A 23,248-nucleotide genomic window follows, 5' to 3' on the forward strand; every position below is an offset into this window, starting at 1 on the left:
TCGGACGGTTGCACAGCGACGCTAACCAACAAGAACACAGAGCACCGCAGACAGTTCTGCGGTGCTCCGTTCACACCTTCGTTTGCCCGCTACTTCGCACCGAGCCACACCGCGAATTTCTGATTCAGGTCGTCCGAATGATCTGCCCAGAATGCCACGTCGACGTCGACGGCAGTTTTCTGATTGGCTGGATTCGTCGGGAGATACGGAGTGACTGAAGGATCAACCAGGGAGATCGAGGATTTGCGCATCGGTCCCAATGCTGTGGCGGAACCCAGTTTCGCGAGTTGTTCCGTGGACGTCGAAAAATGAAGAAAGTCCTGAGCTGCTTTCAGGTTCTTCGTTCCCTTCACGACCGCCAGACCCTCGATGTTCTTCACCTCGCCATCCCATACGAATCCGAACGGCTTCTTGTCCTGGGCGATCGCTGTCCAGATCCGGTTGCAGTAAGCGCTCGTCATCGAGACTTCGCGGTCAGCCAGCAGTTGAGGCGGTTGAGCGCCCGCTTCCCACCAGACGATCGACGACTTGATCGTGTCCAGCTTCTTGAATGCACGGTTGACGCCTTCCGGAGTGCCCAGTACCTTGTACACGTCAGCCGGCTTTACGCCGTCAGCCAGCAGGGCCCATTCCAGAGCGGCTTCGGGCGACTTCCGCAGGCCTCGCTTGCCGGGGAATTTCTTCAGATCGAAAAAATCCGCGACCGTTTTCGGCTCTCCGTTCTTGAACGCGTCCTTGTTGTACGTGATCACGGTCGACCATGCTACGTTGCCGACCATGCAGTCCGTCACACCTCCCGGCAGGAAATCCGCCTTCGCCGCTGTGCCGTTCTTGCCGGCGGGCAGCGCTGCGACATTGACCTTTTCGAGCAGCCCCTCGTCGCAGGCCCGGATCGCATCGGCCATCTGGATATCGACGACGTCCCAGGTAACGTTGTTGGTCTGAACCTGGCTTCGGATCTGGGCGATGCCGCCGTTGTAGACGTCGGTCTTCACGTTCGTGCCGTCCTTCGCAGCGAACGGCTTCGCTGCTGTTGCGATCTGGGCATCCTGGTATGAGCCGCCCCAGCTCGCAAATACGATATCGGCCGCGCTAGCAGAGACACTTCCGACCGCGGCGGCGACCAGCAGCGCAAGCTTCGCTGAATGGTTGAATTTCAGTTTCATGCTCTCTTCCTTCGTATCGACGTCCAGTGGCACTGGTGAAGCCAATCGTCTTGGTTAAAAAGAAATACCTCTTTGCAAACTGCTCACTTCGAACCACCACCCCGTAGTACTGCAAAGTCGGAAGGTTCTCGATAATACTTAAGGACTACTACGCATCCATCATCGAATTTCCACTTGTCGGACGCGATGGAGTAGTACGGATATCGCTTCTGTACGCAGAACTCGAACGTAGCTCCGTCGACTCTCGTCGGACAGAATCACGTCAGCATGCGCCCTCCGAAGATTGAACCGATGACCAACATAAAATTGCTTACGAGGTCCTGTGCAGCCTCCTTTAAGCTGAACATCGGTTCAATTCATCCATACACAAGTTCAATATATACGCGATTTTTCGTCGTCAAAAATATTTTTTCAATGCGTTATCGCCCGATTTTCGAGGAAACCGGGGTATTCACCTACGTTTCATTGCGATATGCCGTGAACAATCGTTCAGCATTCGATTGCACATCGACTCCGTATTCGTGAACGCTTGTTCAGTAAAAGGGTATGCTTTGATCGTCGGTGGAACGCCGGAGCTTCCCGATGGAAGGAACGGCTCAGGGCGGGATGCACGTTCGGGATAAACTGACAAACTCAACGCAGGGGTGTCGGGTGCAAAGAACAGACAAGGAAACAATGCAAACAACGTCGACGACGTCAACCGCTCTGAAGGACGACAGGAAGGAAGATCCCGGCCCCTACGATGGAATGAGGCTGAGACTGATCGAGTCGACGCTGGCGGTAGTTGGCGATGTCGGCCTCGAGAACCTGACCATCCGGCGGGTCAGCGATCACGCGGGCGTGTCGGTCGGCCTTGTTCATCATCACTTTGATAACAAGAAAAGTCTGGTCTACAAGACGTTCGAGCATCTCATTCGCAGAGTACGTGACCAGTTGACGACCGGTCGCAGGGGCATCGCGAATCCCGTCGAGCGAATGAAGTTCACGGCAGACTTGTGCTTCAGCGATGAAGTGATGAGTCCAGGCGCAGCCAACGTATGGCCGCACATGTGGAGCTCGTCCGCTCATGACGCGGAAGTACAGAGACTCTGCGCGGCGTTTTCGAAGCGCTTGAGATCCAACTTCATTTTCGATCTGCGACAGGCTGGCTGTGACCACACGATGGCAAGAATCCACGCGATTCAGGCCCTTGCTCTTGTTCACGGACTATGGATCGAACATCGCGTTGCCGCCAGCGTGACGATCGACGAAGTAATCGGGATCTTTCACGGGATGATCGACGACGCGACCAGACAGATATGGAAACTGAACATGTCCAGGGCCGCCAAATCCGCTACCGTCAGTTGAACATCGCCTACATGTTCGGATAGTTCGGACCGCCGCCGCCTTCGGGCGTGACCCACACGATGTTCTGCGTCGGGTCCTTGATGTCGCACGTCTTGCAGTGGACGCAGTTCTGCGCGTTGATTTGCAGACGATCTTCGTTACTGTCCGCTTTCACGAATTCATAGACACCTGCCGGACAGAAGCGCGCTTCCGGTCCCGCGTAGGTTCGCAGATTCACGTTCACGGGCACGCTCGCATCCTTGAGCGTCAAATGCGCGGGCTGGTTCTCTTCGTGGTTCGTGTTCGAGATGAACACCGACGACAGACGGTCGAACGTCAGCTTGCCGTCCGGCTTCGGATACTCGATCGGTTTGCACTGCGACGCCGGCTTCAGCATCTCGTGGTCCCAGTGCTGATGATGCAGCGTCCAGGGCACGTTGCCGCCCATCAGCTTCTGCTCGATGCCGACCATCAGCGTGCCGAGGTACAGGCCCTTGCTCATCCATTGCTTGAAGTTACGTGCGCGATAAAGCTCGGTGTGCAGCCATGAGGTCTTGAACGACTCGGGGTACGCCGCGAGTTCGTCGCTCTGACGTCCCGCTTGCACGGCGTCGAAAGCGGCGTCGGCGGCGAGCATGCCTGTCTTGATTGCCGCGTGCGAGCCCTTGATCCGCGACGCGTTCAGGAAGCCCGCGTCATCGCCGACCAGCGCGCCGCCCGGGAACACGAGCTTCGGCAGCGACAGCAGGCCGCCCGCCGTGATCGCGCGCGCGCCGTACGACACACGCTTGCCGCCTTCGAGGAACTTGCGGATTTCCGGGTGCGTCTTGTAGCGCTGGAATTCTTCGAACGGCGACAGATACGGGTTCGAATAGCCGAGGCCGACCACGAACCCGACCATCACCTGATTGTTGTCGATGTGATAGAGGAACGAGCCGCCATAGGTCTGCGTATCGAGCGGCCAGCCGGCCGTGTGGATCACGAGGCCCGGCTTGTGCTTTGCGGGATCAATCTCCCACAGTTCCTTGATGCCGATGCCGTACACCTGCGGATCGGCGCCGTCACGCAGCTTGAATTTGTCCGACAGCTGGCGTCCGAGATGCCCGCGCGCGCCTTCGCAGAACAGCGTGTATTTCGCGTGCAACTCCATGCCGAGCTGGAAATTTTCCGTCGGCTCGCCGTCCTTGCCGATACCGAGATTGCCCGTCGCGACGCCTTTCACCGAGCCGTCGTCGTTGTACAGGACTTCAGCCGCCGCAAAGCCCGGGAAAATCTCGACGCCCAGCGCTTCCGCCTGCTGACCCAGCCAGCGCGTGACGTTCGCGAGGCTGATCACGTAGTTGCCGTGATTCTTGAAATTGTCCGGCAACGCCCAGTTCGGCACCGATTTCGCGCCCGTTTCGTTCAGGAACAGGAAGCGGTCTTCCGTCACTTCGACGTCGAGCGGCGCGCCTTTTTCCTTCCAGTCCGGGATCAGTTCGTTCAGCGCGCGCGGGTCCATCACCGCGCCCGAGAGGATATGCGCCCCGATTTCCGAGCCTTTTTCGAGCACGCAGACGCCAATTTCGACGCCTTTTTCGGCGGCGCGCTGCTTCAGGCGAATGGCCGCGGACAGGCCGGCCGGGCCGCCGCCGACGATCACGACGTCGTACTCCATCGATTCCCGTGGACCGAATTGCTCAACCAGACTTTGCGCGTTCATATTCAACGTACTCATATCAGCATATCGACGATCAACCGAGCGGGATCCTAGAACAGGTGAATCTGTGGACCGCCGGACATAACCCGCGCTTATGCTAGTTTCAAGATCCGTTTAATTAGCCGTGCGCGTCCAGTCGTGCGACACCGACTGGACGCGCACGGAAAGCAAAGCACACCTCTTCGCGATACTTAAACTAAAAATAGAGCGCGCTTATATTCCTACGCCACATTATTTCCGGTCGCACACTTGCGTCACACCTTGCTCAATGAAGGACGCAGACCGTGAACAATTTCGATGTGGTTGTGATTGGCGCCGGCGTGATCGGCACCTCCGTAGCGTTTCAGCTTTCCAGGCTCGGAGCGAAGAACGTTCTCGTGCTGGATCGTGGACTGATCGGCGCCGGAACGACCTCTCAGTCGTCCGGCATTCTGCGCACGCACTACTCCGTCAAGGAAAACGTCGAGCTCGCGAGGAAGTCGTGGGAGGTCTTCAACAACTTCTCCTCCTACCTGGGCGACGACGAAGCGTCATGCGGCCTGGTGAAGTGCGGATACATGATCGTAGCCAGCGAGGGCGACAAGATCGAACCCTTGCGCGCTTCGCTGAACCAGCAGAAAGAACAAGGCATTCCGCTCGAATTGCTGAACCGGCAACAAGCCAGAGAGTTGATGCCTATTGCGCGGTTCGACGATGCAGCCCTTATCGGTTACGAGCCGGAAGCGGGTTTCGCGGATGCCTATCTCGTCGCAACGAGCTTTGCGCGCGCGGCGCGCCGCGGCGGGGTGACGGTCAAGGAAAATGTCAACGTCAACAAGATTCTGTTCGAGAACGGCAAGGTCGTTGGCGTATCGACGAGCATTGGCGACTTCAGCACATCCACGGTGATCAGTACGCAAAACATCTGGACCCCGGAGCTTGCCGGGTGGACGGGCCGCGAACTCCCTGTCATGCCGGAGCGCCATGCCGTGCTCGCGCTCGAATGCGAAGCGGCGAAATATACGTTCAACATGCCTGTCTTCAAGGATCTCGCCTCGCCCGGCATGCTGTACTACCGCAGCTATGGCGGCAGTCAGATGCTGGTCAGCGAAGGCGTCGTCGGCGAGAAGCTGAACGCGGCCGACACCGAGCAAGGCGACATTCCGATGGACTACATCGTCGACGTCGGCGCGCAGGTCGCCGAACGTTTCCCCGAATATGAAACGGCGGGCATCGCTTCGTCGTGGACGGGTGTCTACGACGTCACACCCGACTGGAACCCTGTCCTCGGCAAGTTGCCGGGAATCGAGGGCCTCATTGTCGGCTATGGTTTCTCGGGTCACGGCTTCAAGCTGTCGCCGACTGTCGGCCGCGTGCTCGCGCAAGAGGCGCTCGGTCTGCCGACGGATGTATCGCTCAAGCCGTATTCGATCGAACGATTCGCAACGGGCGAACTCCTGACGGGCAAGTATGGCCTCGGCGCCGTTTCCTGAGGACGCGCCGATGTCTGCGGTGATCGTGCGAGAGATCGCGTCAGTGCCCTCCGAAAAATGGCGAAACGGCAAGGGCGTAACAAAAACCCTCGCCATGGACGGTGCAAACTGGCGCGTCAGCATTGCAGAAGTCGAACGCGACGGTCCGTATTCGACGTTCGAAGGTATGACGCGGCTATCCGTCGTTCTCCGCGGAAATGGTGTCGTGCTGCGTGCCGACGATCTGATCACGACACTGACACCGCTCGCTGCCGCCGAATATGACGGCGCAATCGCGTGGGACGCTTCGTTGACAGACGGGCCAGTCACCGCGCTCAACGTCATGTGCAAACGATCGGTCTGTCGCTCAACCATTCGGGCGCTAACGGGTGTAGCGATTGTGCCGGCGGGCGCCAGCGCCATCGTGCTGGCCGTCGGACGTGCATGTCATGTCTCCGCTCTATCGGAGACAGCACCGCAGCGGATCGATGCAAACAGCTTCGCGGTCTTTCGAAATCTGGAACACCCGGTTCGGATCATCCCCGACACGTCCCATGGGAAAGATCGAGGCTTCGGGCTGGTCCCGCAACTGGTGACCGTCGAAGCCGCGACCGCATGACGAACAGGAACTCGAGGAACAACAAATGAAGGTACTGACTGCAGTAAAGCGCGTCGTCGACTACAACGTGAAGGTCCGCGTCAAGGCGGATCAAAGCGGCGTCGATATCGGCAACGTGAAGATGTCGATGAATCCGTTCGACGAGATTGCGACGGAAGCGGCTACCCGACTGAAGGAAGCAGGCAAGGCGACCGAAGTGGTCGCTGTGTCGTGCGGTGTGCTGCAAAGCCAGGAAACGCTTCGCACTGCCCTCGCTATCGGTGCGGACCGCGGCGTCCTCGTGGAAACCGACGCCGAACTGCAGCCTCTTGCAGTAGCCAAGCTGCTCAAAGCCGTCATCGACAGGGAACAGCCGCAGCTCGTCATCCTCGGCAAACAGGCAATCGATGACGACGCCGGCCAGACCGGTCAGCTACTCGCGGCGCTGCTCGACTGGCCGCAGGCAACGTTCGCAAGCAACATCGAGATCGGCGACGGTTCGGCTACCGTGACGCGCGAAGTGGATGGCGGGCTTGAAGTGATCACCATCCGTTTTCCCGCAATCGTCACGACGGACCTGCGCCTGAATGAGCCTCGCTACGTGACGCTGCCCAACATCATGAAGGCGAAGAAAAAACCCGTCGACATCCTGAAGCCTGCCGATCTCGGCGTGGACCCATCTCCCCGCCTCAGGACGCTGAAGGTTGTGGAGCCAGCAGCGCGCAAGGCGGGCGTGACCGTGCCCGATGTCGCAACGCTGGTCGCGAAACTCAAATCCGAAGCAAAGGTGATTTAAATGACGACGCTTGTTATCGCGGAACACGACAATGCTCTGGTGAAGAGCTCGACGCTGCACACTGTATCGGCAGCACAGAAGATCGGCGGCGTCCATGTACTGATCGCTGGCAGCAATGCGCGTCCTGCAGCAGAAGCCGCAAGCCGGATTGCGGGCGTTGAGAAGGTCATCCTTGTCGACGCACCGCATCTCGCCGATGGACTCGCGGAAAACGTCGCGGCCCAGATCGTCGGCCTCGCCAAAGACTTTACGCACGTGTTCTTCCCTGCGACGGCCGCCGGCAAGAACATCGCGCCTCGCGTCGCGGCAAAGCTGGATGCGTCGCAGATCTCGGATGTCATCGCGATCGATGCGCCCGACATCTTCCAGCGTCCCATCTATGCGGGTAACGCAATCGCGACCGTGCAGACGAACGATCCCGTGAAGGTCGCGACGATCCGTGCAACGGCATTCGATGCCGCGTCTGCGGAAGGCGGAAGCGCCAGCATCACCGAAGTGCCCGCAGCAGCCGACACCGGCCTTTCGACGTTCGTGCGCCGCGAAATCGCGAAAAGCGATCGCCCGGATCTGACGTCTGCGCGTGTGGTGGTATCGGGTGGACGCGGCCTGGGCAGCGCGGAGAACTTCGCGATCCTCGACCCGCTCGCCGAGAAGCTGGGTGCTGCGATCGGCGCTTCGCGCGCCGCCGTGGATTCGGGCTATGCCGCCAACGATTTGCAGGTCGGTCAGACCGGAAAGATCGTGGCGCCGGAACTCTATCTCGCTGTCGGCATTTCCGGGGCCATCCAGCATCTGGCGGGTATGAAGGACTCGAAAATCATAGTCGCCATCAACAAGGACGCTGAAGCGCCGATCTTCGGCGTCGCGGACTACGGGCTCGTCGGCGATCTGTTCGAAGCCGTCCCGCAACTCACTCAGTCGCTGTAACGTCGACGAAGCACGATTTCCCCTCTCCTTGGGTAGCTGGCCGGCAACGCAACGCGGTGTCGGCCTTTTTTGATTCACAGTCAGCGAATTCCCGCGCGCAGCTGAAGCGTCGCGTCGATAGCCGCGGAGATCATGCGCTCGACTACGGGTTGAATCTGTTCGGCAAGATCCTGCCGATAGCTGAACGGCGCATGTTCGTCCATATACGTCGACTGACACATCTCCAGTTGCACGGCGTGGATCCCATCGGACGGTTGGCCGAATACCCGTGTGATATAGCCGCCTTTGAAGCGGCCATTTGCGACCCACGTGAACGACTGCTCCCGGACCAGTTCGGATGAAATCGCGTCGAGGATGCTTGCATCACAGCTGGCGCCTGCATTCGTGCCGATGTTGAGATCGGGAAGCTTGCCTTCGAACAGGCGCGGCAGAACACTGGCAATCGAATGCGCTTCCCACAGCAACACGTGTCCGAATTGTTCTCTCATTGCGTCCAGTTCGGCGCGCAGCTTTTCGTGATACGGGCGCCAGTATTTGTCCAGGCGCCTTCCCACCTCGTCCTGCGACGGCGCCCTTCCTTCGGCGTACAACGGTTCGCCGCGAAACGTTTCACTCGGGCATAGTCCCGTCGTCGTTTGCCCCGGATACAGGCTCTCGCCACCAGGCGGCCTGTTGAGGTCGATGACATAGCGGGAGTAGCGGGCGCCGAGAATCGATGCGCCAGCGGACTTTGCAAAGCTGTAGAGGCGATCGAGATGCCAGTCGGTGTCGGCGACGGCATGCGCTGCGTCGGTCATATCCTGCGCGATATCCGCAGGGATCTCCGTGCCCAGATGCGGAATCGAAATCAGCAGCGGAATCCGTCCCTGATGGAAAGTGAACATCGTTTCTTGCACTGCAGAATCTCCTCGTCGGCCATGGAAACGGGCGCGTGTACAGTCCGTCGCAAATCAAACGGGGCGGTTTTTACCCGCCCCGTGCTTCACCTTTGCCTTCGTCTTCGCCTAGACAGCGTCCTCGCTCATCACCATCAGCTGCGTATTGCCGCCCGCTGCGCTCGCGTTGACGGTCGTGACGCGTTCGCGGACCAGTTGCGTCCAGTCGTAGGTGCCGTCATCGCGCGTTACCGCCACGTCGATCATTCGTGATGCCGCCATCCGACGCAGATTGCCGACGCCGCGCTGCTCCGATGTCACCAGAACCACGTTCGGGCGAACGCCGGGCACCTCGCCATCGAGCACCCGAGCCGCATCGGCAGAATCGACGACACGACAACCGGTGCGGAGCGCAGCTGCAATTTCATCGGCTACGGAGGACTTCAGCAGCAGCACGTCGTTACCGAACGCACAAGCTGCTGTTGCCTGAACCAGTAGCGATTCGACGGAGTGCGCTGCACATAAAACCTGTCCGCGAGGCAGCAACTCGACGGTGTTCTCCTCACCCGTCAGAGCCGGCAAGCTCAATGGACGGAAGCGCTCTGCAAGTCGCAGAACTTCCGCTTTACACCGACCGAGCCGCGCCTGTGCGCCAGGATCCAGGCGTCGTGCGGCAGACGTGTTCGCGATCGCCTCGACGCGCTGCCGGTAGCTGGCGCTGGCTTGAGCCTGAGCCGTCATCCGGCCGACAAGACGCCCTTCTGCGGAAGCAACCGGAAACTCGAGATACTTTTCGCTCACGGCCGTCCGGGACGGCGCGAACGGTCCCGTGTCCGCTGCGTATGTGCCGGCGGAAGAACGCGTCAGGCCGATCAGCGTCAACGGACCCGCGACCATCGATCCCGTGCCGGACACACCGTTTCCGCCTGCCGGTTGCATGCCGGGGAACGCGGCGTGCATCGCCCGGTTGATGCAGATACTGCTGGCCTCCGAGAACGAAAGGAGATTGCCCGCTGTCTCGTTGATACGCGTGTGCAACCCCTGGACACCACTGCCAAGCGCGTTCAACGCCCTGATCAGAGCTTCCATGTTGCCCGTTTCGTACCGCACGACATGCAGAATCGGTCCTGTCACCGACGGGTCAATTGCCGCAAGCGATCCGACGTCGCCGATATCGGCGATCGTCGGCGCAACGAAGTTGCCGTTCCCGCATCCCGCGCCCAGCTTGCCACGGCTGATCCCAAAACCGCGACGTTTCAGTTGCTCGATGTATGTCTCGGCGGCATCGCGCGCCTTGCGGGTAGCTACCGGCCCGACATCCGTTGCGCTGCTCAGCGGATCGTCCGTGTTGCGTTCGCTCAGCATGCCGTTGAGCATGCGCAGCACCTTGTCTGCCGTCGAGTCCTGCAGACACAGAATGCGTAGCGACGACGCACCCTGACCCGCCGATGTGAACGCGGAAACGATCGCGTCCGAGATGACCTGCTCCGGCAACGCCGAACTGTCGACGATCATCGAGTTGACGGAGCCATAGGTGGCGATCAGTTTTGCCGGTCGTTCGGCAGCAGCGAGTTGTACGGCGATTGCACGTGCGATCTCGCGCGACCCCGCAAAAAGAACAGCGGCGACGCGTTGATCCGAAACGAGCGCTTTCGCCATCGTCGCGCCGTTGCCCAATGCAAGCTGAAGCACGTCTTGAGGCACGCCGGCGCCGTGGAAGACTCTTGTCGCTTCGAACGCGATCAGTGACGCGTCCGACGACGGCTTTGCAATCACAGCGTTGCCTGCAGCGAGGGCGGCCGATACTTGCCCGACGAACGTGCTCAGCGGACTCGCCGAAGGCGTCACGCTGATGACGGTTCCTAGCGGCAGCGCGTCGGCAAGCGCCTTGTCGGTTTTCACCTGGAACGCGTACAACCGGCACAGATTGACGGCCGTGCGGACCTCCTCGGCAGCTTCCGACAGCGTGGCGCCATTTTCGAGCGATAGCAGCGCGCCGAGTCTTGCCGCATGCGTTTCCAGATCGCTGGCGACCCGCTCCAGAACGTCTGAGCGATCGGCCGCCGTTCTGCCGCCCCATGCCGCCATCGCCTGCGCCGCGGCGTCCAGCGCGCCAGCCACACTGTCCATCTTGCAGCTGGCGAAACTTCCGATCGCCTCGACGAGATTGCTCGCGCTATACACCACGGTCGTCGATTCGGACTTTGCATCTGCCGAACCCGCAATCAGCGAATACGCGTTCACCCGGTTCTGACGGATATCCGCCACTGCACGCTCGAATTCCGGCGCACCGGCAAAGCTCAGCGACACCGCATTGAGACGTCCCGGCAGCAGGTTGCGTGGCGACGCGATCCCGGCATGTGGCGCACCGCCCGTTCGCGCAGCTTTCGCGACGGGATCTTCGACGATGTCGGCAATACTGACGGCGGGATCGACGATCTGATTGACGAACGAAGAATTCGCACCGTTCTCCAGCAGGCGACGGACAAGATAGGCAAGCAAGGTCGCGTGCGGCCCGACGGGCGCATAGATGCGGCACGGACGATTCAGTTTCGTGGCGCCGACGACCTGGTCATATACGGTCTCGCCCATGCCGTGCAGACACTGGAACTCGTAAGCCTTGTCACCCGCCAGAGTGTGCACCGCCGCGACTGTAAACGCGTTGTGCGAAGCAAACTGCGGGAAAATCGCGTCCGGTGCGTTGAGCAGCGCCTTCGCGCATGCGATGTAGCTGACGTCCGAATGCACTTTCCGCGTAAAGACGGGATAGCCGACGGCGCCCGCATCCTGTGCGAGCTTGATTTCCGTATCCCAGTACGCGCCCTTGACGAGACGGATATTGATCCTCCGTCCGTTAGCGCGAGCGAGCGCGATGATCCAGTCCGCCACGGCCCTGCCGCGCTTCTGGTACGCCTGCAACGAAATGCCGATACCGTTCCAACCTTTCAGGCTCGGCTCGGCGCAGAGACGCTCGAGCATCTCCAGCGTCAGGTCGAAGCGCGCCGACTCCTCCTGATCGAGGTGAAAGCCGATGCCGTACTTCTTCGCCGTCTGCGCGAGTTGCAACAGGCGCGGATACATCTCGCTCAGTACCCTGTCGCGTTGCGCCAGCTCGTATCGCGGATGCAGGCCCGATATCTTGACGGAAACGCCGGGTCCATCAATCGGCCCTTGACCCTTCGCTTCCTTACCGATCGCTTCGATTGCATGGCGGTACGACTCGAAATAGGCCTGCGCATCCTCATCCGTCAGCGCTGCTTCGCCGAGCATGTCGTAGGTGTACCGGTATCCGCCCGACTCTCGTCCCCTGGCCACGCCGATCGCCTCTTCAATCGTCTGGCCGGTAACGAACTGCTTGCCGAGCATCCGCATCGCGTAGGCAACACCCGCGCGCACCACGGCCTCTCCACCCTTGCGAACGACGCGCGACAACGCTTCCGCGAGCGCGTTCTCATCCGGCTGCTTGAGAAGCTTCCCCGTGAAAAGCAGCCCCCATGCTGTCGCGTTGACAAACAGCGACGGCGATTTGCCGATATGCGCGCGCCAGTCTGCATCGACGATCTTGTCCCGGATCAGCTGGTTGCGCGTCTCCGTGTCGGGAATCCGCAGCATCGCCTCGGCGAGACACATCAGCGCGATGCCCTCGCGACTGTCGAGCGAGAACTCCTGCGTAAGCAGATCGACACCGCCCGCGTTGATGCGTGCATCACGTACGCCCTGCGCGAGCCGCGCGGCGAGATCCTGCGCTCTCGCGAGCGTCGGCGCGTCCATGCGCGCTTCGTCCATCAACCCACGCACGACGACATCCTCGGGGAGCGACGAGGCGTCGCGAATGCGCTGACGCAGCGTGTGAAGATCTGCCGAGCTGCTTTGCATCGTTTGGATTTCCGACAGCATGATGAGGTTACCTGGTGAATACCTGATTGGTTGATCGATTGACTGATCAGAACTGGTTGGCCGTTCCGCGCAGACGTTCGGTTCTGCGCCGCAGAAGTTCCAGCGTGACGAGCAGCAACGTCGAGATGACGACGAGCACACTCGCGACGGCCAGAATCGTCGGACTGAGCTGTTCGCGGATGCCTGCCCACATTTGCCGGGGCACGGTCCGTTGATCGGTGCCCGTCAGGAACAGCGCGACGACGATTTCATCGAACGAAGTGGCGAACGCGAACAGCGCGCCCGAGATCACACCCGGCGCGATGATGGGCAGCTTCACCTGCATGAAAACGCGCATCGGCGACGCGCCCAGACTGCGGCCGGCACGGGACAGCGTTTCGTTGAAGCCCGCCAGCGTCGCCGTGACCGTGACCACGACGAAGGGAACACCGAGCGCGGCGTGCGCGAGAATCAGACCCGTCAGACTGTTGACCAGACCGAAGGGGCTGAAGGCAAAGTAGACGCCCACGGCTGTGATGATCAACGGGACGATCATCGGCGAAACGAGAATGCCCGTGATGAGCGCCCTTCCCTTCAGGCGCGGATGCGTCAATCCGAGAGAAGCCATCACGCCGAGCGTGGTCGCGAGCAGCGTCGAGACGACGCCCACGATCAGCGTATTTTTCAACGCCAGCATCCATTCGGGGCTGTTGAGGAAATCCTGATACCAGCGCAGGCTCACGCCGGGCATCGGGTAGGTGAAATACGGCTGCGAGTTGAACGACAGCGGCATCACCACCAGGATCGGGGAAATCAGGAACACGAGTACGGCGACCGACAGGACTACGTGAGCCCAGCGTCCCAGGCGTCCCCAGATCGTCACATAAGCGGGAAAACTCAACATTTGATCACCCCAGTTTGACGCCGGCACCGCCGGTCATGCGGACGAATACGCCGTAGATCAGCAGCACGCCGCCGAGCAGGATCGACGCAAGCGCACTCGCGAGACCCCAGTTCAACGTGTTGTTGACGTGATTCGCGATGTAGTAGCTGGCCAGCTGATCGTCCGGGCCGCCGACGATCGCGGGCGTGATGTAGTAGCCGACGGCGAGAATGAATGTCAGCATCCCAGCCGCGCCCACGCCGGGAAGCGTCTGCGGGAAATACGCCTGAAAGAACGAGCGGATCGGACCTGCGCCGAGCGAGCGCGCCGCCTTCATGTAGATGTTCGGCACGCCCTTCATCACCGAATAGAGCGACAAAATCGCGTACGGCAGAAGAATGTGCGTCATTGCAACCAGCACGCCGAAACGGTTGTAGATCAGCGGCAAGCCGTGATCGGTCAAGCCGAGATGCTTGAGCACGTCATTGATCACGCCGTTGGTTTGCAGCACGACGACCCACGCGGTCGTGCGAACCAGGATCGAGGTCCAGAAAGGCAACAGCACCATGATCATGAACAGGTTGCTGTAACGCGCCGGAATGTTGGCGAGAAAGAACGCGACGGGATATCCGAACAGCAGACAGAGCGCACTGACCGCAATGCTCACCCATGCCGTGCGAATGAAAACGCTGACGTAGAGCCGCTCGCCTTCGCCCTGGCGCACGATCGCGCCATGCGTGTCGCGCTTGAAGTCGAATGCTTTCAGGTAGTAGCCGAGGGTCCACGGCGACGAAGCGTACTTGAGCGTGGACCACGCGGCGATGTCATTCCACCGCGCGTCGATTCCCGTGAGACGTTCATGCCACGTCCCCGTGCCTTCATCGCCCAGACGACGCGCCGTCTTCATCAGCAGGCTTCGCATGCCCGCCTCGTCGTAGTTCAGACGCGAGGCAATCCGGCTGACGCCCTCGCTCCCTTTTGCCGCGATGAGATCGCGCGCAAACGCGTCGTACACCTGCTCACCCGGCAGCTTGCCACCGCTCGGATCCCATTCGCGAAGCAACACGGAAGCGTGCGGCATTTCCTGCGAGAGCGTCGGGTCCCTGAAGCTCTTCATCAGCAGGCTTCCGATGGGAACAAGGAACGTGACAAGGAGGAAGATCAGCAGCGGCGCGACCAGCATGAAAGCCTTCACGCGCTCGGTGCGCTCCGCGCTACGGAGCTTTGCCTTGAGGCTCTTCGAGTCGTTCACAGTCATTTGCGGTGACTGGTCCGCGGGCACGGTCATATCGTGGGGAAGTATCATCGTCGTCCAGCGGCTAGCGCCGCGTCCTCCTCGTCAATTCGACACCAAACTTTCGATCCGGATGGAAGTGCATTCGCCATCCGATGCAATCTTTCAGGGTGGAAGTGCGACACAGGCGTGCGATTGAAGCTTCGTGCGCCTCTATCCTCCCGGGTTACGTTGACCGGGATTTTGTCTCCACTAGTTCTACTAACTTTTTGTTTTGCTTCCGCGTCCGTCAGTGAGATTCGCTACGCGGCATTCAACCTGTCACTGCAATGCGCGGCAGCATTCGGCCATCCAGCCGACGTGCACCGAGTCGCCAATGCGCAGCTGACGCGCGACGCCGTTGTTCGGCAGCTTCACGATGAAGTCATTTCTGCCGCATACCTGCATGACGACGCGAAGGTGATCGCCGTAGTAGATGAGATCCTTGACGCCACCCTGGAACACGTTGTCACAGTTCTTCGCCAGATCCCCGACCGTCACCCGCTCCGGCCGCAATGAGATGCTGGCCGAGCCGGTTCCGCGCACGCTCGGGCCAGCATACGCGTGGATGTTCTGTCCGCTTTCCAGCTTGACGGTGCACCGCTCCCTGTCGACCGACGATACGGTTCCAAGCAATTCATTGCTCTCGCCGATGAATCGCGCGACAAACGCGTTCTCAGGGTTTTCATAGAGTGCAGGAGGCGGCGCGAGCTGCTGGATGATGCCGTTGTTGAACACGGCGATCCGGTCGGACATCGTCATCGCCTCCCCCTGGTCGTGCGTCACATAAACGACCGTCAAGCCGCTTTGCTCGTGAATCTGCTTGATCTCGTACTGCATCTGCTCGCGAAGCTGTTTGTCGAGCGCGCCAAGCGGCTCGTCCATCAGCACCAGCGCCGGTTCGAACACGAGCGCACGCGCGACCGCAATACGTTGCTGTTGCCCGCCCGAAAGCTGTGCAGGCATGCGATTGGCGAACTTTTCCATGTTCACCATGTTGAGCGCGCGCTTTACCTTTCTCGCAATCTCGTCCTTCGGTACTTTCCGCACCTTGAGCGGGAACGCAAGATTCTCGGCAACCGACTTGTGAGGGAAAAGCGCGTAGCTCTGGAACACCATGCCGATGTTGCGGCGCTCCGGCGGAATACGGTTGATCGGCCTCCCCTGAAGCAGGATTTCACCATGCGTTGCGGTTTCGAAACCCGCAAGCATCATGAGACACGTCGTCTTTCCAGAGCCCGACGGCCCGAGCATCGTCAGGAACTCACCCTCCTGAATTTCGAGGTTGAGATTTTTGACGACGAGCGTTTCGCCGTCGTAGGTTTTCTGGACATTCTTGAAAGAGACAATGGTGGACATGACATTTCCTCAGGAGAAGCCGGAATCAGGGTTAAGCGCCGAACTGCCAGTCGCGCGGGGGCAGATACGTTTCCTTCACCACGCGCGGGGACGCCCAACGCAGCAGATTGAGGTAGGAACCTGCCTTGTCGTTTGTGCCGCTGGCGCGACCGCCGCCGAACGGTTGCTGACCGATCATGGCACCCGTGGGCTTGTCGTTCAGATAGAGGTTGCCTGCTGCGTTGATCAACGCTGCTTCTGCGCGATGCAGCGCGAAGCGATCGGTGCAGAAGATCGAACCCGTCAATGCATAGGGGCTCGTCGAATCGATCAGTTGCAGCGTCTCTTCCCAGTTCGCGTCGTCGTACACGAAGACCGAAAGGACGGGGCCGAAGAGTTCTTCCTTCAACAACGCGTGATGCGGGTCGCTCACTTCCAGTACCGTCGGCTCGACGAAATAACCCGGGTCCGACCACGTCTTTCCGCCCGACACGACCTTGACGCCCGAATCTTCGCGCGCCGCCGCCAGCACCCGCGTCAGTTTCTGATGCGACGCCTGCGAGATCACCGCGCCCATGAACGTGTCCGACTGCGCGACATCGCCGACCTTCAGTTGCGCGAGACGGTCACGCATTTCCTGGCTCACGGCTGCCCAGAGGTTGCGCGGAATATAGGCACGTGACGCGGCGCTGCACTTCTGGCCTTGATACTCGAACGCGCCGCGGATCAATGCGATGGCGACTTCCGATGCATTGGCCGACGGATGAGCCAGAACGAAGTCCTTGCCGCCCGTCTCGCCGACGAGTCGCGGAATGGTGCGGAAGCTGTCGACCTTCGACGCAACGCCTTTCCACAGCGACTGGAACACGGCTGACGAACCCGTGAAGTGGATGCCTGCCAGGTCCGGCGAAGACAGTGCAACACGCGTGGTCAGTTCGGCATCGCCGGGAACGAAATTGATGACGCCCGGCGGAAGGCCGGCTTCTTCCAGTGCTTCGTAGAAAATCCAGTTCGCGAGCGCCGACTTCTCCGACGGCTTCCAGAGAACCGTATTGCCCATGATGGCCGGGGCCGTCGTCAGGTTGCCACCGATCGCCGTGAAGTTGAACGGCGATACGGCATACACAAAGCCTTCCAGCGGGCGCCAGTCGGCGCGATTGACAGCCGTGGGCACCGACATCGGCTGCTCGGCATACACGCGTTGAGCGTTGTAGGCGTTGAAGCGCAGGAAATCGATCAGTTCGCACGCGCTGTCGGGCTCGGCCTGATCGATCGTCTTGCTTTGGCCGAGCATCGTCGCAGCGTTGATCCGCATACGCGAACGGGTCGCCACGATGTCCGCGGCCCGATGGAGAATCGTAGCGCGGCTGGCGTGCGTCAGGCTGGCCCAGTCCTTCGCAACGGAAGCCGAGCTCTTGATCGCTTCGGCGATCTGGCTTTCGGTCGGACGATGAATGCGCGCAAGCACACGCTGGGTGTCGTGCGGGGCGCGCACTTCGACGGTGTCGTTCGAGAAGTAGCGCTTCCCGCCGATCACCGTCGGAATGTCGACTACGTCGCGCTGCTCCAGCGCTTTCGCAAGCTCTGCCGCGGCAGCAGTGCCGGGCCGGAAGCTCACTTCGGTTTCATTCGCCGGCAACGGAAATTGTGGGCCTGAAATCACGCTAACTCCTTAACAAAAAAACGATTTGGACGGACTGCGGGAAGTGCCGGGCTGACCGCGATCAGCTGTCGGCCATCTGATCCCTCGACGCTTTACCTCACTGCCCAGCGTAGTCCTCAAAGGAAATCCGGCTTACTGCTCAATCGATGGTTATGTTTTGTTTTCGCCCGTCGTTATGAAAAACATCGAGCATCACGCGCGCCGCCACGACGATTGAAACTGATCGTCGGTTCAGTCACCCCCTCACTGAGTCAGGTCAGACCCCTCGTGAACGGACACACATGTTTGAACGTTTGTTCAGGATATGTCGTGTCACAGCGACTATATATCCGCATTAACACTGATCAAAAAACATTTTCAAAGCCGCTTCCCAGCTTATTTTTCAGGGCGAGCCTGATTGATTTCAGGGTTTTTACTTACTTGAATCCGGCTTTTTTTCGTGAACAATTGTTCAACAGATCGGCGCGTACGGTCAGGATGCAGCAGTCACGATCAAATGAACAAATGTTCAGACCACGCGCGACACTTCGTTCAATCACCTGTGGACGCGGGATATGCAAGCGCAGAAGCCAGGAGGCACCGAGATCGAGAGCCGGAAGGACGACCCGAGTCAGTACGAAGGGATGCGTTACCGGTTGATCGACTCGACGCTCGAGGTTGTGGGCCACGTCGGGCTCGAACACCTCACGATCAGAAAGGTCAGCGAGCACGCGGGCGTTTCCGTGGGGCTCGTCCATCATCACTTCGAGAACAAGAGCAATCTCGTCTACAAGACGTTTGTCTACCTGATTCGAAGAGTGCGGGAACAGCTCACGGCAGGACGTCGAGGCATCGTCGATCCTGTCGAACGCATGAAGTTCACCGCCGACATGTGCTTCAGCGACGAAGTGATGAGTCCGGGTGCTGCGAACGTATGGCCTCACATGTGGAGTTCATCGGCCTACGACAAGGACGTACAGCGGCTTTGCACCGCGTTCTCGAGACGGCTGCGCTCCAACTTCATCTGGGATCTGCGCAAAGCCGGCTGCGACCAGATGATGGCCACCATCTACGCGATGCAAGCGATGGCGCTGGTGCACGGATTGTGGATCGAACACCGGGTGGCCGCGACCATGAGCATCAGTGAAGTTCTCGGTGTATTCCACGCTGTCATCGACCATGCGACCAATCGCGGATGGAAGGCGAGCATGTTGTGCCACTCAGGCACGAATCACTGAACGCCGTGCGTGTACCCGACGAAAAACTTCTGGCAGGCGAACATCATGACGACTACGAAAGAGAGCGTTCCCGAGCAATTCCCGGATTGGGGGCTCCTCGCGAGCTGGGTAGCCGTTGTCGAAGCCGGGTCCATCTCTGACGCCGCCAGCCGGCTCGCCATCTCGCAGGCGGGCGTTTCTCTGCGCATCAAGGCTCTGGAATCGATACTGGACACGAGTCTTCTCGATCGCGCCACCCGACCGGCGCGCCCAACGGCCGCCGGGCAACGTCTGTTCGAACACGCGACTGTCCTCCTGCAGGGCGCGGACCAGATGGTCGAGAGCGTTCGGAATGTCACTCGCGCAAAGCGCGTCGTCGTGCGCCTTGGCTGTGTCGACTCGTTCGCCGCAACCATCGGCCCCATCATCATCCGTGCACTGTCCGGCACCTCGCACCAGATCCGGTTGTGGTCGGGCATCACACCCACACTGGACGCACAACTGGAGGCCAGACAGGTCGACATGGCAGTCACGACGACCAGCTTCTCAAACGCTGCCGGAATCAAGCGGCAAAAGCTTTTTACGGAGCCGTACGTCGCCGTCTTGCCCAGGAGCTTTGAAATCGACCGGCTCACGACCCTTGCCGAGTTGAGCCGTCATCTGCAGTTCATCCGCTATAGCTCGCGCTCCGTCATCGGCCAGCATGTCGATGCTTATCTGGCGTCACACGGCGAAGACATCGATCGCACGTGCGAATTCGACGCGACGGATCCCATGCTGAGTCTGGTTGCCGCAGGGCTGGGATTCGCGCTCACGACGCCCTTGTGTCTCTGGCAGTCCCGCCACTATCTCCCCGAAATCCGCGTCGTGCCACTGACCGCCTTTTCCCGGCAGGGACGCCCGTATCAACCTCTGAGCAGATCGTTCTTCCTTGCACATCGCGAGAATGAATTGGGACATCTGCCGGCCGATCTTTATGATCTGCTGAAGCGATCCTTCGAAAGGCAGGTCTCGCGAGACATCGCCAAGGCGCTCGCGCTGCGACCGGAGGATATTTTCGTTTCCGAAGAAGAGTAAATCGACGTCGGCTTCCTGATTGAAAGCGACCGCGGGTCTTCAGCAACCCTTATTCCAGACAAGAGTCACGAAGCTCCCGCATCAGGTCGCCGGCGACGCTCGTTGCGGGAAGGCTCTCAACTGCCTGCTCGGCAGCGCACAGAATTTTCGCCATATCCGTATCAGGTCGGGCCTCGTCACCCGAGTCACCCGAGTCGCCCGAGTCTCCCGTCGCAGCCTCTATTGCCCGCCGCCAGCGACCGCCAACCTCCAGTTCGATCACGTGAACACCGCGCTCCGGCCGGCCATAGCGCTGGGCCGCGAACGTATCGATCATCTTTCCATTCACCACCCACGAACGGTCCAGCGCCTGCGACGCCTGGGTGATCGCGCTCACAATGAGCCTCTCGCTGGATGCTCCATGATTGGTGCTGAAATTGCAGTCGGCGGCCTCCATCTGATCCCGATACGGAGATAACCACGCGCCAGCATGCGGTACCAGCACCAGAACGTGGTTGTGTATGCTGCGTAGCCGGATCAATTCCTCCAGAACCGCCGCATGGAACGGCTTCCAGTACTCTTCGATCCGACATTGCACATCCGCGTCGCGGGGCTCCAATCCGGGCAAATAGAGCGCTTCCCCTCGTGACGTGTGCGTACGACAAAGTCCCAGGCGGTTCAATCGCTCAGACAACGCGGTGTTGTTCGCCGCCACGTTCAGATCGATTACGCACGGGTGAAGCGTCGCGGATATGCTCGTAATCTCGCTTTCGCGCGCAGTCGTCGCGAGGATCTTCCCGCCCGGGTCCGAAAGTCTGCCCGCGACGGCTTCCCACGCGGGATGAACAAGGAGGTCCGAAGGAACCACCGTCCCGGTGTGAGGCGTCACCACCATCACCGCTGACTTACCGCGGAAGACCGCGCCTTTGCATTCCATAGTTCCCCCTTCCTGATCTGGCGTTAGCGCTTCCAGACGCATATACGAAGCCACGAACAACATAGCTCGCCTGCGCGGGGACAACGGGACTCCAAGCACTGCTTGCCCTATATATAAGCGCGCCTCATGAGCTTCGGCACCAGCAACTCTGCAGCGGATACTCCACTTCTCAGCGGGATCGACTCGACGGTTCTGGCGGGAAGTATTCCGGAACATCGAGGACTGTTCCGTCGAACAAACAGACCCAGTGAGGAGGTAGTCCAAAATGAGGCTTGGCTTTGTTGGTACCGGCGGCATCACCCGTGCGATCGTGACCGGACTTCTAAAGATGGAAGCGGAAGTCGAAGCTATCGCTCTGTCCAACAGGACAGCCCGGATCGCGAACGACCTCGCGGCGCTGCATCCGAAGGTGCGCGTTTGCGAATCAAATCAGCAGGTGCTAGACACCTCGGACGTGGTCTGCCTCGCGGTTCTTCCTACGATAGCGCGCGCCGTCATTCGTGAACTTACTTTCGCTCCGACGCACAGGGTCATGAGCTTCATTCCCGGCTTACGGACGGACGAGCTGTCGAAGCTGATCCCTGACGCAGTTGCGATCACCCGCGCGGTTCCTTTGCCAGCCGTCGAACAGGGCATTGGCACGACGGCGGTCTATCCACCTGACGACGTTGCGCGCCTGCTATTTTCCAGCGTGGGAACGGCCGTCGAGGTGGAAAGCGAAGATCAGTTCGACTGCCTGCATACCGCCACTGCGACAATGGCCAGCTATTTTGCATTCATGCAAAGTCAGGCGGACTGGCTCATCGGCAAGGGTCTGCCACCTGAAAAAGCGCGCACGTTCCTGTCCTCATACTGTGCAGGAATGGCGCACCGCGCCGAACACACGGACTATTCGTTTCCTGAACTTATCAAGCACTCGATCACGCCGGGCGGCATGAACGAAAAGGTGCTCGTCGAACTGTCGTCTGCCAGCGCATTCGATCTCTACCCGCGCGCACTCGACGGTGTGCTGGAGTGGCTGAAGGGCTTTCATTAGACCGCTCTCACCGTAGATTGAACGTTCGCTTGCGACCCGGTTGAGCAGGCAAGCGAACGTTCTTTTAACGACCACGCCGAGTTACTTCTGCCCTAACCACACCGCGAACTTCTGATTGAGATCGTCGGCGTGGTCCGCCCAGAATGCTACGTCAGAATCGACGGCACCCTTCTGGTTAACTGGTGCAGTGGGAAGATAGGGCAGCACCTTCGGATCGACCATCGCGACTGCAGAGCTTCTGACCGGACCGTTTGCCGTCAGGGGCGCCAGCCTGGCGAGCACGGCCGGTTCAGTGGCGAACTTGACGAAGTCCTGGGCTGCTTGCAGGTTTTTCGTTCCCTTCACGATGGCGTAGCCCTCGATGTACTTGACCTGACCATCCCAGATGAACGCGAACGGCTTTTTGTCCTGCATCATCGCCGCGTAGATCCGGCCGTTGTACGCGCTGGACATCGTCACCTCGCCGTCGGCGAGTAACTGAGCGGGCTGGGAACCGGTCTCCCACCAGACGATCGACGACTTGATCGTATTGAGCTTTCGGAAAGCCCGATCCACTCCGGCAGGTGTGCCCAAAACTTTATACACGTCCGCTGGAGCAACGCCGTCCGCGAGGAGCGCCCACTCCAGCGCTCCCTCAGGCGACTTGCGCAGCCCGCGTTTGCCCGGGTACTTCTTCAGATCGAAGAAGTCGGCGACTTTCGCGGGCTCGGATCCCTTGAACTTGTCCTTGTTGTAAGTGATCAGTGACGACCACGCGATATTGCCTGCCATGCATTCGGAGACGCCGTTGGCGACATAGTCATTCTTCGCCGGCGTGCCGTTGGGCGCGGGAACCAGACTGGCAGGATTGATCTTCTCGAGCAGACCTTCGTCGCACGCTCGCGTGATGTCGGCGAGTTGCATGTCGACGACATCCCATGACACGTTGTTCGTTTGCACCTGACTGCGAATCTGTGCGATTCCGCCGTTGTATGAATCGCTTCTGACCTGAATACCGGCTTTCGACATAAAGGGCTTCGCGGCAGTCTTTTCCTGTGCATCCTGGTAGTTACCACCCCAGGAAACAAAGGTGATCTGTGACGCCATCGCCGAAACGCTAAACACAGACGCCGCGAGCAATCCCAACTTTACAACGGGCTTCATCTTCAACTC

Annotated in this window: 18 protein-coding genes; 8 read left to right on the forward strand and 10 right to left on the reverse strand. The window is 59.9% G+C overall.

Features of this window, described 5'->3' with window-relative positions; translation table 11 throughout:
• Positions 1-89: 89 nt before the first annotated feature.
• A complete protein-coding gene (locus QEN71_RS36390; protein WP_201662323.1) occupies positions 90-1,166 on the reverse strand; it encodes an ABC transporter substrate-binding protein in 1,077 nt (358 codons plus the stop codon).
• A 582-nt stretch (positions 1,167-1,748) separates the two neighbouring features.
• Here QEN71_RS36390 and QEN71_RS36395 point away from each other — a divergent pair.
• Positions 1,749-2,513, forward strand: coding sequence for a TetR family transcriptional regulator C-terminal domain-containing protein (locus QEN71_RS36395; RefSeq protein WP_233472203.1), 765 nt, complete (start codon positions 1,749-1,751; stop codon positions 2,511-2,513).
• Positions 2,514-2,520: 7 nt separating this feature from the next.
• Here the strand turns inward: QEN71_RS36395 and QEN71_RS36400 are convergent, their stop codons facing one another.
• Entirely contained in the window at positions 2,521-4,194 is a 1,674-nt protein-coding gene (locus QEN71_RS36400) for an electron transfer flavoprotein-ubiquinone oxidoreductase (protein WP_290468273.1), read from the reverse strand.
• Positions 4,195-4,475: 281 nt separating this feature from the next.
• Between QEN71_RS36400 and QEN71_RS36405 the strand changes: the two genes are divergently transcribed.
• From QEN71_RS36405 to QEN71_RS36420, 4 genes are read left to right on the forward strand one after another with little or no spacing between them, the layout of a single operon-like run.
• Positions 4,476-5,663: an NAD(P)/FAD-dependent oxidoreductase gene (locus QEN71_RS36405; RefSeq protein WP_201655240.1), complete on the forward strand. Its 1,188-nt coding sequence runs from the start codon at positions 4,476-4,478 to the stop codon at positions 5,661-5,663.
• Between the two features lie 10 nt (positions 5,664-5,673).
• A complete protein-coding gene (locus QEN71_RS36410; protein ID WP_201655237.1) occupies positions 5,674-6,261 on the forward strand; it encodes a HutD/Ves family protein in 588 nt (195 codons plus the stop codon).
• 25 nt (positions 6,262-6,286) lie between these two features.
• On the forward strand, positions 6,287-7,036 hold the full coding sequence (locus tag QEN71_RS36415) for an electron transfer flavoprotein subunit beta/FixA family protein (protein ID WP_201655234.1): 750 nt from the start codon (positions 6,287-6,289) through the stop codon (positions 7,034-7,036).
• Complete coding sequence (locus QEN71_RS36420; protein WP_201655231.1) at positions 7,037-7,963, forward strand: electron transfer flavoprotein subunit alpha/FixB family protein; 927 nt, start codon at positions 7,037-7,039, stop codon at positions 7,961-7,963.
• A gap of 80 nt (positions 7,964-8,043) precedes the next feature.
• On the opposite strand, the gene hutG is transcribed toward QEN71_RS36420, so the two are convergent.
• From hutG to pruA, 6 genes are all read right to left on the reverse strand, one after another.
• A complete protein-coding gene (gene hutG / locus QEN71_RS36425; RefSeq protein WP_233472000.1) occupies positions 8,044-8,859 on the reverse strand; it encodes an N-formylglutamate deformylase in 816 nt (271 codons plus the stop codon).
• A gap of 108 nt (positions 8,860-8,967) precedes the next feature.
• Positions 8,968-12,735: a bifunctional proline dehydrogenase/L-glutamate gamma-semialdehyde dehydrogenase PutA gene (gene putA / locus QEN71_RS36430; protein WP_233471999.1), complete on the reverse strand. Its 3,768-nt coding sequence runs from the start codon at positions 12,733-12,735 to the stop codon at positions 8,968-8,970.
• A gap of 46 nt (positions 12,736-12,781) precedes the next feature.
• Positions 12,782-13,618: an ABC transporter permease gene (locus QEN71_RS36435; RefSeq protein ID WP_201655228.1), complete on the reverse strand. Its 837-nt coding sequence runs from the start codon at positions 13,616-13,618 to the stop codon at positions 12,782-12,784.
• 4 nt (positions 13,619-13,622) lie between these two features.
• Positions 13,623-14,855: an ABC transporter permease gene (locus QEN71_RS36440; protein ID WP_233471998.1), complete on the reverse strand. Its 1,233-nt coding sequence runs from the start codon at positions 14,853-14,855 to the stop codon at positions 13,623-13,625.
• Positions 14,856-15,152: 297 nt separating this feature from the next.
• Complete coding sequence (locus QEN71_RS36445; protein ID WP_028368915.1) at positions 15,153-16,229, reverse strand: ABC transporter ATP-binding protein; 1,077 nt, start codon at positions 16,227-16,229, stop codon at positions 15,153-15,155.
• Positions 16,230-16,260: 31 nt separating this feature from the next.
• Positions 16,261-17,871, reverse strand: coding sequence for an L-glutamate gamma-semialdehyde dehydrogenase (gene pruA / locus QEN71_RS36450; protein WP_201655222.1), 1,611 nt, complete (start codon positions 17,869-17,871; stop codon positions 16,261-16,263).
• A 554-nt stretch (positions 17,872-18,425) separates the two neighbouring features.
• Here pruA and QEN71_RS36455 point away from each other — a divergent pair.
• The gene (locus tag QEN71_RS36455) at positions 18,426-19,088 is read left to right on the forward strand and encodes a TetR family transcriptional regulator C-terminal domain-containing protein (protein ID WP_201655219.1); all 663 of its coding nucleotides are present in this window, start codon (positions 18,426-18,428) and stop codon (positions 19,086-19,088) included.
• Positions 19,089-19,133: 45 nt separating this feature from the next.
• Complete coding sequence (locus tag QEN71_RS36460) at positions 19,134-20,144, forward strand: LysR family transcriptional regulator (protein WP_201655216.1); 1,011 nt, start codon at positions 19,134-19,136, stop codon at positions 20,142-20,144.
• A 49-nt stretch (positions 20,145-20,193) separates the two neighbouring features.
• Here QEN71_RS36460 and QEN71_RS36465 read toward each other — a convergent pair whose 3' ends face one another.
• Positions 20,194-21,060 carry an N-formylglutamate amidohydrolase gene (locus tag QEN71_RS36465; RefSeq protein ID WP_201655213.1) on the reverse strand — a complete coding sequence of 289 codons (867 nt, stop codon included), beginning with the start codon at positions 21,058-21,060 and terminating at the stop codon, positions 20,194-20,196.
• A 265-nt stretch (positions 21,061-21,325) separates the two neighbouring features.
• Here QEN71_RS36465 and QEN71_RS36470 point away from each other — a divergent pair, with 265 nt between their 5' ends.
• Complete coding sequence (locus QEN71_RS36470) at positions 21,326-22,096, forward strand: pyrroline-5-carboxylate reductase (protein ID WP_201655210.1); 771 nt, start codon at positions 21,326-21,328, stop codon at positions 22,094-22,096.
• 81 nt (positions 22,097-22,177) lie between these two features.
• Here QEN71_RS36470 and QEN71_RS36475 read toward each other — a convergent pair whose 3' ends face one another.
• Positions 22,178-23,239: an ABC transporter substrate-binding protein gene (locus QEN71_RS36475; RefSeq protein ID WP_201655207.1), complete on the reverse strand. Its 1,062-nt coding sequence runs from the start codon at positions 23,237-23,239 to the stop codon at positions 22,178-22,180.
• Positions 23,240-23,248: the final 9 nt, after the last annotated feature.

This window comes from Paraburkholderia sabiae (assembly GCF_030412785.1).
Taxonomy (GTDB): domain Bacteria; phylum Pseudomonadota; class Gammaproteobacteria; order Burkholderiales; family Burkholderiaceae; genus Paraburkholderia; species Paraburkholderia sabiae.

Coding starts and splice junctions, on each gene's coding strand:
- QEN71_RS36390 (WP_201662323.1), bottom strand. CDS start 1,166: ATGAAACTGAAATTCAACCATTCAGCGAAGCTTGCGCTGCTGGTCGCC.
- QEN71_RS36395 (WP_233472203.1), top strand. CDS start 1,749: ATGGAAGGAACGGCTCAGGGCGGGATGCACGTTCGGGATAAACTGACA.
- QEN71_RS36400 (WP_290468273.1), bottom strand. CDS start 4,194: ATGAACGCGCAAAGTCTGGTTGAGCAATTCGGTCCACGGGAATCGATG.
- QEN71_RS36410 (WP_201655237.1), top strand. CDS start 5,674: ATGTCTGCGGTGATCGTGCGAGAGATCGCGTCAGTGCCCTCCGAAAAA.
- QEN71_RS36415 (WP_201655234.1), top strand. CDS start 6,287: ATGAAGGTACTGACTGCAGTAAAGCGCGTCGTCGACTACAACGTGAAG.
- QEN71_RS36420 (WP_201655231.1), top strand. CDS start 7,037: ATGACGACGCTTGTTATCGCGGAACACGACAATGCTCTGGTGAAGAGC.
- putA (WP_233471999.1), bottom strand. CDS start 12,735: ATGCTGTCGGAAATCCAAACGATGCAAAGCAGCTCGGCAGATCTTCAC.
- QEN71_RS36435 (WP_201655228.1), bottom strand. CDS start 13,618: ATGTTGAGTTTTCCCGCTTATGTGACGATCTGGGGACGCCTGGGACGC.
- QEN71_RS36440 (WP_233471998.1), bottom strand. CDS start 14,855: ATGACTGTGAACGACTCGAAGAGCCTCAAGGCAAAGCTCCGTAGCGCG.
- QEN71_RS36445 (WP_028368915.1), bottom strand. CDS start 16,229: ATGTCCACCATTGTCTCTTTCAAGAATGTCCAGAAAACCTACGACGGC.
- QEN71_RS36455 (WP_201655219.1), top strand. CDS start 18,426: ATGCAAGCGCAGAAGCCAGGAGGCACCGAGATCGAGAGCCGGAAGGAC.
- QEN71_RS36460 (WP_201655216.1), top strand. CDS start 19,134: ATGACGACTACGAAAGAGAGCGTTCCCGAGCAATTCCCGGATTGGGGG.
- QEN71_RS36465 (WP_201655213.1), bottom strand. CDS start 21,060: ATGGAATGCAAAGGCGCGGTCTTCCGCGGTAAGTCAGCGGTGATGGTG.
- QEN71_RS36470 (WP_201655210.1), top strand. CDS start 21,326: ATGAGGCTTGGCTTTGTTGGTACCGGCGGCATCACCCGTGCGATCGTG.
- QEN71_RS36475 (WP_201655207.1), bottom strand. CDS start 23,239: ATGAAGCCCGTTGTAAAGTTGGGATTGCTCGCGGCGTCTGTGTTTAGC.